At 46.6% G+C, this 9,068-nt stretch carries 8 protein-coding genes and 2 pseudogenes; 5 read left to right on the top strand and 5 right to left on the bottom strand.

The genetic code is table 11. The features are described from left to right. Positions 1 to 246 precede the first annotated feature (246 nt). Positions 247 to 519, bottom strand: coding sequence for a LysR family transcriptional regulator (locus DSD30_RS21205; RefSeq protein ID WP_114011762.1), 273 nt, complete (start codon positions 517 to 519; stop codon positions 247 to 249). Between the two features lie 250 nt (positions 520 to 769). Between DSD30_RS21205 and DSD30_RS21200 the strand changes: the two are divergent. After that, positions 770 to 1,009: pseudogene (locus tag DSD30_RS21200) on the top strand (MerR family transcriptional regulator); the annotation flags it as partial. A 98-nt stretch (positions 1,010 to 1,107) separates the two neighbouring features. Here DSD30_RS21200 and istB read toward each other — a convergent pair. Further along, positions 1,108 to 1,803: an IS21-like element helper ATPase IstB gene (gene istB, locus DSD30_RS21195; protein ID WP_198663096.1), complete on the bottom strand. Its 696-nt coding sequence runs from the start codon at positions 1,801 to 1,803 to the stop codon at positions 1,108 to 1,110. On the opposite strand from istB, the gene DSD30_RS22090 reads away from it, so the two are divergent. Further along, positions 1,802 to 1,990 (top strand): hypothetical protein, encoded by a 189-nt coding sequence (locus DSD30_RS22090; RefSeq protein ID WP_425359484.1) that lies wholly within the window; start codon positions 1,802 to 1,804, stop codon positions 1,988 to 1,990. The two genes, istB and DSD30_RS22090, sit on opposite strands and share 2 nt — an antisense overlap. On the opposite strand, the pseudogene DSD30_RS22085 reads toward DSD30_RS22090, so the two are convergent. Both DSD30_RS22085 and DSD30_RS21185 read right to left on the bottom strand, forming a co-directional pair. Next, positions 1,979 to 2,176: pseudogene (locus DSD30_RS22085) on the bottom strand (DUF4172 domain-containing protein); the annotation flags it as partial. The gene DSD30_RS22090 and the pseudogene DSD30_RS22085 overlap by 12 nt on opposite strands. Before the next feature lie 218 nt (positions 2,177 to 2,394). Next, positions 2,395 to 3,873: a ParB/RepB/Spo0J family partition protein gene (locus tag DSD30_RS21185; protein ID WP_114011760.1), complete on the bottom strand. Its 1,479-nt coding sequence runs from the start codon at positions 3,871 to 3,873 to the stop codon at positions 2,395 to 2,397. A gap of 902 nt (positions 3,874 to 4,775) precedes the next feature. Here DSD30_RS21185 and DSD30_RS21180 point away from each other — a divergent pair. From DSD30_RS21180 to DSD30_RS21170, 3 genes are read left to right on the top strand one after another with little or no spacing between them, the layout of a single operon-like run. Next, complete coding sequence (locus DSD30_RS21180) at positions 4,776 to 5,258, top strand: hypothetical protein (RefSeq protein WP_114011759.1); 483 nt, start codon at positions 4,776 to 4,778, stop codon at positions 5,256 to 5,258. Further along, the gene (locus DSD30_RS21175; RefSeq protein WP_198663095.1) at positions 5,158 to 6,645 is read left to right on the top strand and encodes a hypothetical protein; all 1,488 of its coding nucleotides are present in this window, start codon (positions 5,158 to 5,160) and stop codon (positions 6,643 to 6,645) included. The genes DSD30_RS21180 and DSD30_RS21175 overlap by 101 nt, the downstream gene beginning before the upstream one ends. Then, complete coding sequence (locus DSD30_RS21170) at positions 6,638 to 7,972, top strand: hypothetical protein (RefSeq protein WP_114011757.1); 1,335 nt, start codon at positions 6,638 to 6,640, stop codon at positions 7,970 to 7,972. Before DSD30_RS21175 ends, DSD30_RS21170 begins: the two co-directional genes overlap by 8 nt. A 130-nt stretch (positions 7,973 to 8,102) precedes the next feature. Here DSD30_RS21170 and DSD30_RS21695 read toward each other — a convergent pair whose 3' ends face one another. Then, positions 8,103 to 8,456, bottom strand: a complete 354-nt coding sequence (locus DSD30_RS21695; RefSeq protein WP_157967819.1) for a hypothetical protein — start codon at positions 8,454 to 8,456, stop codon at positions 8,103 to 8,105. Between the last annotated feature and the right edge of the window lie 612 nt (positions 8,457 to 9,068).

The following is a 9,068-nucleotide window of genomic DNA, read 5'->3' as shown; positions in this document are numbered from 1 at the left end:
TGAACCCGTAATTGTCACCTCCAACCCATTCCAAAAATAAAGGCATTCTTCGCGCACTTCATGCGCAACGATGAACTGCGGCCAAAATCACAGGCAGAAAATGGGGCAACCTCATGAATGAGATGGGCTAGTTCACGACCGTACTTATCGCAATTTTGCTTGATTACAGCATGAGCAGAATTTTAATGGGTCAATACATGTTTCGCAAACCTATCAGCTACTAAGGTGCAACTTCAGATTCGACACTTAAATTGCTTGGAATTGCGCTTTTATCTTAAGAATCAACTTATCATTTGCTTCCAACAGCTCTTTTCCATACTCCGCAACGGTCTTTCCCGCATCAGTGAGGCTTGTCCGGTCTTCAGAGACTAACTGACAAGATAGAAAAACTTCTAACGCAACTATTCTGGCATCCACTGTTCGGGAGTCTATGCCGAGTTTTTCTGAGCACGCTTTGATACCCAATTCATCAAGAAAAACGATAGTTTGAATATATTCGAGATTTAGTAATTCGTTCATTTTTAACGTTCACCTAGTTCGGTTTCAATGGCTTTTGGGTTATCACGAATTTCCTCAAATTCCAATCCTAATTCAACTCTGGAATGTGACTTGCTCTTGTTGAATGTCACTGAGACCCGGTATGGAGTAAAATTGTCACTGAGAATTGACCCATGCGAACACTGGTTCCCGACGATTTCAGTCGGGGAGATTTGGAGTGATCGACATGGGCTTTTTGAGTGTCATTTGACGTTGGGCATTACGTGACAAAATGCCAATTCGCGAGATTTCTCGTCGCACGGGATTGTCTCGGAACACTATCAGAAAATATCTTCGTAAGGGGTTGGTTGAGCCGAAGTTCAAGACGCCACTTCCACCACGCAAATTGGATCCTTATGCAGACCGGCTGTCTGCCTGGCTCTTATTGCAGTTGCGCAAACCACGCAAAGAGCGCCGTACAGTGAAGCAGATGCATGCTGATCTTGTGAAGCTCGGCTATGATTGCGCATTCCGGAGCATCCGGCCGGCCATTCCGATAACATCCGGCCACCTAATCCGGAGTATCCGGCCACCTTTGGCGTGCCGTCTTGAGGCCTGAAGATTTAGGTATCAGCTTTTGTTGTTTTCGTCACCCGTTTTGACATGGGTTTTTCGGAAGGACTGGCCTTCGAGTTCGAGGCGATATGCGTTGTGCACGAACCTATCGAGGATTGCATCGGCGAAGGTAGGTTCGCCGATAACGTCGTGCCAGGTTTTGAGCGGCAATTGGCTAGTGATCAGGATTGACCCTGTACCATATCGGTCTTCGACGATTTCCATGAGGTCCCGTCTCTGATTTGCATTCAGACGGTCAGGTCCCCAGTCATCGAGGATCAGGAGTTGGGTTTTGGTAAGGCTTCTAAAGAGGCGCGGGAAGCGCCCGTCTGCATGGGCCATCTCCAATTCGCTAAACAGACGCGGCACACGTTTGTAAAGAACGGTGACACCACTTCGACAAGCGGCCTGGGCGAGCGCACAGGCTAACCAGGTTTTACCGACGCCACATGAGCCGGTGATCATCAAGTTCCGTTTGTCCCGTATCCATTTACCTGTCAGCAGTTGCTGGAACAGCGCCTTGTCCAGCCCGCGTCTGGTTTTGTAGTCGACATCTTCTGGGGCGGCTCCGACATGGCGCAGACGGGCGGTTCGCATTCGGCTCTCGAACCGGCCCCGAAATAACTTGCATGGGTCCCGCTTCAGCTGGACGCCATCCCCCAACCAATATGCGATGCATTCCACTTCGTCCGGTCGGGAACAAGGCGGCATGCCAACCAAACAGGCGTTCCTCGGTCAGAGGCATTGCATGATTGCGGGTCGCATCCAGCATCATCTCTACGACACCATCGATATGCCGACTGACTGGAACCATGCCGCCGACGTCTATTCCAAGTCGGCTGGCAATAGAAGATCTGACTTCCATACGGTCCAGATTTTCGCCTTCGATCGCAGATGATTTGACAATGTCGTTCGTTAGTGTTTCGAGGCTTGCTTCCTGCCGCAGATCAAATCCAAGACTTTCCATCCGACCAAGTAAACGCCCTTGGCGATACCGAATGTCGGCGAGGTCGAGTGAAATGGCCTCGGCATCCCAGCGAAAATTGGGCCAATCTTGTCGTTCATGGATCCACGTAGTGCTCATCTCAATCCTGCGGCGATACCGCGGCATAATCACCGCAAATTTTAATGAGAATATGCATCCCATTCACTGCAAGGTCAATTCCACTGTTCAGAAAGCCACAAAACAAGCTATCGCTTTTTCCAAATTTTATTATCTCATTGACAGCTGTCAATGAGTTAGAAAAATTTCTTGCTCGACAGGCCAATGGATTTGCTCTTTAACTTTAGCTGCCATCCCACTCAGGCTATTTTGTTGAAAGCTTCAAAGAGCTCTGGCAATTTATCTGCAACAAATTCAGCAAAATCTTGATTGGGTATCTGAAGATCAGAACGCTTCTTCTTATGCGCCAATACTCCGATCGTGGTATTGCCCACCTTCAAGTTGATTGGTTTATCAAGATCAGCATTGGCCAAAATTTCTTTCTCAAGATGTACAAATCGCTCGCATGTTGATGCAATGTCGGAGAAAGACTTATCTCTTAGTATTTTTCTTGTCTTTTCTAGGCGCTCTGGTTGCGTCAGGGATTTAGCAAATCGGTTCCAACGACCGCGTCCAACCTTTGGAGCGCGTCCTATGCTTTCAATGATGTCATTAGGGATCTTTTCGCTGATTACCTTCAATCGCGACGCTTCCGTTTCGCCTATTGACAGGGCATCCATGACTCGCGCTCTTGCCTCGGTGTAGTTGGAGAGCGTTTTGAATAGGTGTCCGGCAAGACGAACCCTTTCAATATAGCTTGCATCTTTCCGCAAGCTGATCTCCCGGCCTTGAACCATCATAATGCCGATGTCATCGACATCTTTAACGATGCACTTTATCAATGGCTCTGCCATTTCTTTAGCAGCCATCAGACGTCTGTTGCCGCTTACCACTTGGTATCGTTTTTCGTCGTCTGGGTGAAGTCTGACGATGATTGGCACATCTTGACCATCCTTCTCCATGGAGTTGCTAAGGACTTCGATCTCGTTGGCATGAGTTTCATCTTCTAAGCGATGAGGAAATGGCGAGGGGTCGATCTTGGACGTCGGAATTATGATGACTTTTCCGTCCAAATCTACTGATTCGAATTTTTGGGCATTGGAAAGCTTCGAGGGTCCTGTGGTATCGTTGGTGTGCTGTTGCGGAGCAAAGACCTCAATCGCTTTTCCTATAAGAAGCGCCATGCCTTTGAAGTAATTGACTTGCTTCACTTTTAAGTGGGGACTTTCGTGAAGTTCTGACAGTTTCTTGTAGAGTGTCTCTGCTTTCCCATCCAAAAATGGAACCAACAGCAACAGAAGGTCTGGATCCTTCTCTTTGAGGGTTCTGGCAGAAACCAAAGCCTTTGTAATTGCAGTAGCGCTTTTAGGCTTCCCATGGCAAATGAGTGTGGCAGCAAAGATTATAGAGGACAGTTTTTCACCTGCCTTTTCGCAACTATGCCAGTGGCTGGGGTCATTGTTTCCGCAATTGCTGGTCTTCACATGTTTGCAAAGGAATGCCGCAACCGGAGCCTGAGTCATCTTAATCTCTGCGCTCAAATTTTCACTTTTGATCTCACTCTTCTGCGGTGCTTCAATATCACCTACGAGTTTGTCTAAAGCTTCCTTTGCTGTTTTTTGCCAATCTGGATCTTGCAATGGAAATCCTGCCAACTGAAATTGCGCCAGATTTTTGAGGCGCTCGATGTAGTCTGGATCTACCGTTCCAAATAGCGGATGCTGCTTTTTTCCTGTCATGTCCTGATTTCCTAATTTGGTTGTGGATGCCGCACAACACTGTTGAAATATATCAGTTAGGTAGTTGGGATCGTTGACTCACGGAGCAAAACAGAAAACACAAAATTTCTTTGCCTCAAAAGCATCTGCCATTCCGAGCGAAACCGACGGCCTCAAGCTGTCAACCAAATCTAGGCTTTGTATGTCCTAGCAAATATTAGGATACCCTAATCATTCTCTGTGTCAGGTTGTCACACAAAGCCAAAAACAACCGGTGATACAAGTTGCCTTGAACGATTGCACATGCAGTTTTGATTAGATTGCCCATTCCGCTTGGGAATATTCATTAGACCGGTTAGGTCTTTCAGAAATCGGCAGCGCTCTTGTCATTTGACGTTAGCAAATTGACGAAATTTGCTCGAATTTACGCAAGCAAGACTCTCTCAAATGTATAAATGGGTTCAAAATTTTAGAATATAAATGCTGCAAGTTGCTGCTAACCGCGTAGATATTTGCGATTGGTAGAACAATGTGGTGAACCAGTCTTTCCGACTCGCATCAGGCAGGTTTGGCCTCGAATAGGGTTGGGTTATTCTTTTAGTGAAACACCGGACTTTAACGATCGCCCGTGTTGGAGGACGATAGTTAAAGTTCGGCGATTGAAATCGGATCCGCTCTTGCGTCAGAAAGAATGGTGATTTTCTAGAAATATCACAATATATTGCGAAATTTATAAAATAGATGTCACCAAAAACACCTCCTTATACTATAATTTTTGCATATCATGACATTGACAGCGAGAGTCCGACGCTCAAATTTGGCAATGCATCCAGAAAATAAATTTTTGTTTTTGGATTCGAGCCCTATTTCCTCAGAACGAAAACAACCCCCTCGTTTTACGAGACTACACTGAGGAAAAAACAATGTTTACAGACAAATTTAACTTGCGTGATGTGCTGCTGTACAATCAAACCTTAATCAAAGAGGCCCCAAGAAAAAGCATTTATAAAAATGAGCGAGCTGCCTTAAATAAGGCGTCAAAGTATTTCGACGCACCACTTGAGGGTATTCCTGCAGATATCACCTTCATCGAGACCAAACTCGGTCGTGGGCCTGTTCGGTGCTGTCCGCCCCAAGCGCCCGAAATTAGCAGTTTCAAGAATGATCGCAAAAACCTCAAAGGGGCTGTGACACGCTTTCTCGGTCATAAGAATCCGAATGCTATCACCAAAGAAAGCCTATTGCCGGATGGCAAATTTCTGCTCGACTACGTTCAGAAAAATGGAGGTATTCAAAAGTTACCAGATGGCTCTCCCGGACAAAAGCTGCCCCCCCCACTTGCATCTCTCTATTGGCGCACTCGCTCGCGCGGCATGTACAGCAGGATACTCCATCTCCGAACTTGATAGCGAGAAAACCCAAAAACTGATTGATGGTCTTAAGGGGTCAGCTAAACGGAGTGCGAAACTTGGAGTTGAGCGCCTAAACGAACTAATCAGTCGAAGAAGCGAGTTCCCTGAAATCAATATTCTTTTGCCTGCTCAGCCTTTGGTCATTGCAAAGCGGTGTGTTAAGCCTTCCGATAAATATGCCCGATCATCCAAGGAACCCTGCGCTCAGATGTTGTGGGAGGACATACAAGCATTTGCCACGAAACGCCGTGGAGTAGATGCAAACGGCGATCCTATCCCTCCTGAAGAATCTGATTTCGGTCTGGTGACTGAGAAAAAGTATGGAGACATCGTCAAGCAAGCCATCAACACTTTGATCACCGAGGGCTATCTGACCGGAGAAGAAACACTCAGACTTCGCGACATTTGTAGTGAAACAATGATCAAAGCTTTTGCCAAGGGATGGCAGCGCAGAATTCAATCCGGCGAAGTCAGCAAAGATGCCGACTATTTTTACAATATGATCAGTAAAATGAGGTTCATCGCCGAAGTTATGGGAGCGGGAAAAAAGGAGCTGAAGCGCATTCAGAAGATCGTTGACAAGATTAACGGTAAACGCAAATACAAGAAAAGGGACAGCAAAATGTCTCCGGTACGGAAACAGTTCGTGCGCGACTTTTCCAGAGACTATTACTACCAGAACAAACTTTTTGGGTCGCCAGAAGAGTTGCAAAAACGGGCGCAAAAGGTGCTCGACAATTGGGATCGCTCCAAGACGAATGAGCGTATGCTTGCCATCAAGATGGGAATAGCAGCGTGCATCAATGCGATCCTGTATAGGGCCTCTCCGATCCGGCGTAAAAATCTCAATGATTTGCGTTTCCGGGGAGAGAACGCAACTCTCATTTTCAATGACCGGAATGATCTCTATATTTTTCTTTCTGAGGACATGGTTAAAAATGGCCGCGCAATCGAACACGAGGCCGATAAAGATGCCTTCCCGATTGTGAAGTGGTTTATTGACGAGGTGCGTCCCAAGTGGATCCATAGTCATCCTTACGGCAGTAAGCTCGTTGATAGTGATTATCTGTTTCCTTCAAAGCGAGCGGACAGCCCTTTGGAAGTGGAAACAATGGCCGACCACTACTATCAGGCTATTGGCCAGCTCGGCTTGTCAGGGCTCACCTTTCATTTAGCACGTCACATCAGTGTTTTCCTTATTCTGGCAGAAAACCCCAATGCTTGGTCTGAAGCCTGCGAAATTCTCGGCGATACGCGCTCATCCGTTCAAAAGTTTTATGCATGGATGGACGATGAACGGACTCACAAGCAAGGTCGAGTATATCTGCAAAAAGCGGTGAAAAATGCTCGCAAATATAAGGAGGGACAGAGAAATGCCTGATCTGTCTTTTTCTAACGGTGACATGAAGCGGTATAACGATTGGAAATCCTATTTGCGATCAAATGGCATTTTGATACCTCAAAAGGAGCATTTTGCCAATTACGCCAGCCTGCCAACACTCTGTCGGTTGCGCCCCATCCTCGCTGTTCTTGAGCCGGAAACTATTGGCCCTATGCGCTCCGCAATATCGGAGCTGGCAGCCGAGAAAAACGCCAAGAGAGCGAGTCGCGCAAAAGGTGGCAAAAAAGGTGTAGTCCGCCAGGTGTCGGTCGAAAAGGATGAATTACCATCCGACTGGCAAGCTACCATTGCTCGTTTATATAGTGAGTGCGAAAACCAAAGTGGCGACTCGATTGATTTCGATTCAGAGTCCGACCTCTCGACATTGCCATGGTCAACAGTGCGTGATGCAGAATACGTGCTGTGCATGATTGCTAAAGCCTGCATTAAGCGAAACACGAAGGTATCACTGAAATCAGAAACCATTGCCTACTGGATACAAGATGCCAGAGATCGCGGATGTGGCGCACGAGGCCTTTCATGCCAAATTGGCAAGATACGGAGCTTTGTATTGCAGCATCAAGGACAAAAATCCAAGCTTGCTAAAAAGCTGTCACGACTGCGAAAGCAATACAATGGTCTTGCTGCTAAAGAACCAAAACGAAAAGCGCGCCTTTTGTTGACCAACCCTAACGATATCGGAAAAGTTTTGTTGCGAGCAGAGGAATTGCTTGATGAAGCACGGGGCGCTCCTCTTGGCCTTTTTCATCGTATAAAACTGTTTTTAGACGCGGCAGCCTTGGCCTTACCAATTGTTGCTCCGCTGCGCATTAGTGACCTGCACAGATTGGAAGTCGGCGTGCATTTAATCCGTCATAGCGATGGTTGGGAGATGGACATCGAAACACAAAAAACGGGCGACGAATATCATCGTAGCTTGTTGTGGCCAGAAATCACTCCGTTTCTGGATGCACTCATCATGGAAGATGCTCCAGGCAGAAACATCGAAGCTGGTTATACCGCCAGAATCGGAACACCGATCTTCTCGAGAGATAATGGCCGAACCGGTTTAACTGGAGACTGGATTTCCGACGTCTGGTTCAAACATTTTGGCTGTGGAGCCCATATCGTAAGAACGCTTTGGCACGAAGAAGTATTCGATGAAAACAGCTCAAAGACTTATATTGCTCTTGAATTGTGTGGGCAGAAAGACCCTAAAACTGCAAACCAATATCTTGTGCGGGACATGCGAAAGAGAAACTTTCAGAAAGGCAAGCAATTACGGTCCAATTATCGAAAGCGAGTTCAAGCAACTTCAGTTTCTTGATAATTTTTCTTCCTTCATCAGATTTGGTAGAATCGCAGAATGGTCTGCTGTTTTGGTTACGAGTTATGACCGTCACGCCTGCAGATATCAAAGCCACTTCCATCGCTTTCGGCGTGCCACCAAACAAAGACTAAGGCAGCAAGTGCATGATTTCGATGGCACGGAACCTGTAATCCGCTATGGGAAGATCGACAGATGGGATTTCACCGATTTCGGCTAGGCGACGGATGGAACGTTCCGAGCGCCCAAAAACATTTGGATCTGCAAGATCCGCCGTCTTCAACAAGGGTTCTTTCATCGCTCGCCAGTTCTTTTCCGCGACAATACTGTAACCCTCAGCAGCCCAAATGTCGGCCCATCTATATCGCTTTGGTTTTCCATGCACCAGTTGAAGACCATATCGACCATCATGGTAACTACAGATTTTTTCTGCAACTGGTCGGCTTACATTCCAATATCTTGCCAGGTCTGAAATCTTTGCCAAGCCCGGATCTTGATTGGTGCTTATGTTTGCTGTGCTTTTCCTCATACAAGCCAAATAGGGCTAAATTCTCAAACACAAAAATAGGAACTAATATTATTGATCATAAGTGCAAAATTAACCTTATAGCGGTCGGCCTATCCGCTACTTCTACGCTACTTTTCATCATGAGTTCCATGACTGCGACCCAAGGTTCGTCGTAAATACCCAAGGGAAAAGACAACATTGAATGGCAATATCGCGATGAATATCTACCGAAATACTTATGCCGGAAATCACCCACTTTGCGGCCAAAATCTTTATTTCAGCGAAAATTCATACATACACACGCTCGTCGACATGGCTTAAGTACAGGTGTGTGTAAGGGTGTTCTGGCCGCAGATTAACACCTTTGTCCACATAGCTGTAAATATGCGGACAGAATGGGTGATCGAACCAGATTTTTGGAACCCAACTGCAACCAAACATGGGCCAGGCCAGAGGCTTAGCCCATCTCATTCATGAGGTTGCCCCATTTTCTGCCTGTGATTTTGGCCGCAGTTCATCGTTGCGCATGAAGTGCGCGAAGAATGCCTTTATTTTTGGAATGGGTTGGAGGTGACAATTACGGGTTCA

The sequence above is a fragment of the Cohaesibacter intestini genome, from assembly GCF_003324485.1.
GTDB classification, from domain to species: domain Bacteria; phylum Pseudomonadota; class Alphaproteobacteria; order Rhizobiales; family Cohaesibacteraceae; genus Cohaesibacter; species Cohaesibacter intestini.
This window is presented reverse-complemented; position numbering and strand designations above follow the sequence as displayed.